We start from the raw sequence: 1,428 nt of genomic DNA on the forward strand, positions 1-1,428 counted from the left end.
CGGCTTTGGAGCATCTGGCTCGTAAACTGAAGCTGGTCCTCCTGAAAATATAATTCCTTTAGGATTATGTTTTTTTATTTCTTCAACAGAAGCATTAAACGGCAGTATTTCGCTATAAACATTTACTTCTCTAATTCTCCTTGCAATTAACTGGGTGTATTGTGAACCGAAATCTAAAATTACAATACCTTCATGCTGCAAGTTATTCACCTCAAAAAATTATATTCATATTTAAATTATAAACCAGTAGACAGAATTTTATCTTTTTATTAAAATTTTATAATAAACAACTAATATTTTTTATGTAAACCTATTGCATTTTTTCATAGAAAGGTTTATAATATTAATATAAATAGTAAACTGTCAATTTATGTAAAAAACAAAATCAAATAAAAGGAGGTAGTTTGGAGATGGCAAATTTAAAACCACTTTACGACAGGGTTGTTGTAAAACCAACTGAGGAAAAAGAAGAAAAAACAGCTTCTGGAATTATTATTCCTGATAGTGCAAAAGAAAAACCTTCAGAGGGAGAGGTGGTAGCAGTAGGAGAAGGAAGACTCCTTGAAAATGGTCAGATTGCACCATTAAAAGTAAAAGTTGGAGATAAAGTTGTTTACAGCAAATATGCTGGAAATGAATTTGTAATTGATGGACAGGAGTTAATCGTTTTAAGAGAAGACGATATCTTAGCTGTTATTGAGTAATAAAAAAATAAAAGGAGGTAGATAGATGGGCGCAAAAATGATTGTTTATGGAGATGAAGCAAGAGCAAAACTAAAAGCAGGTGTTGATAAACTTGCAAATGCAGTAAAGGTTACTCTTGGTCCAAGAGGAAGAGAAGTTTTACTTGAGAAAAAATGGGGTTCCCCAAATGTGACAAAAGACGGTGTATCTGTTGCTAAAGAGATTGAGCTTAAAGACCCATATGAAAATATGGCTGCTCAACTTGTTAAAGAAGTTGCGTCTAAAACTGCAGATGTTGCAGGTGATGGTACAACAACAGCTACAATATTAACACAGGCTATTTATTCAGAAGGATTAAAAGCTATATCAGCAGGAGCAAATCCAGTTTATGTTAAAAGAGGAATTGACGAAGCAGTTAACAAAATTATAGAAAAACTTAAAGAAATGTCCCAATCTGTTTCAGGAAGAAAAGAAATTGAGCAAGTTGCTACAATCTCAGCAAATAACGACCCTGAAATAGGAAAAATCATTGCTGATGCAATGGAAAAAGTTGGAAAAGATGGTGTAATTACAGTTGAAGAATCAAAAACTGCAGAAACTACTCTTGAAGTTGTTGAAGGTATGCAGTTTGACAGAGGATACTTATCTCCATACTTTGTGACAAATCCAGAAAAAATGGAAGCAGTTTTAGAAAATCCATACATACTTATTTATGAGAAAAAAATAAACAATATTAAAGAACTT

The 1,428-nt window shown here is 32.4% G+C and carries 2 protein-coding genes and 1 pseudogene; 2 read left to right on the plus strand and 1 reads right to left on the minus strand.

All coding sequences use genetic code 11. From position 1 onward, the window contains the following. Positions 1–201 (minus strand): annotated as a pseudogene (locus HG1285_RS01620) (GMP synthase (glutamine-hydrolyzing)); the annotation flags it as partial. Between the two features lie 209 nt (positions 202–410). Here HG1285_RS01620 and groES point away from each other — a divergent pair. Both groES and groEL read left to right on the plus strand, forming a co-directional pair. Continuing rightward, positions 411–704 carry a co-chaperone GroES gene (gene groES, locus HG1285_RS01615; protein ID WP_008289352.1) on the plus strand — a complete coding sequence of 98 codons (294 nt, stop codon included), beginning with the start codon at positions 411–413 and terminating at the stop codon, positions 702–704. Between the two features lie 25 nt (positions 705–729). Next, the coding region (gene groEL, locus HG1285_RS01610) for a chaperonin GroEL (RefSeq protein ID WP_008289353.1) at positions 730–1,428 on the plus strand (699 nt) is incomplete at its 3' end.

It is taken from the genome of Hydrogenivirga sp. 128-5-R1-1 (assembly GCF_000171895.1).

What these genes read in the sequence shown, in the direction of transcription:
- groES (WP_008289352.1), top strand. Translation starts at nt 411, where the DNA reads ATGGCAAATTTAAAACCACTTTACGACAGGGTTGTTGTAAAACCAACT.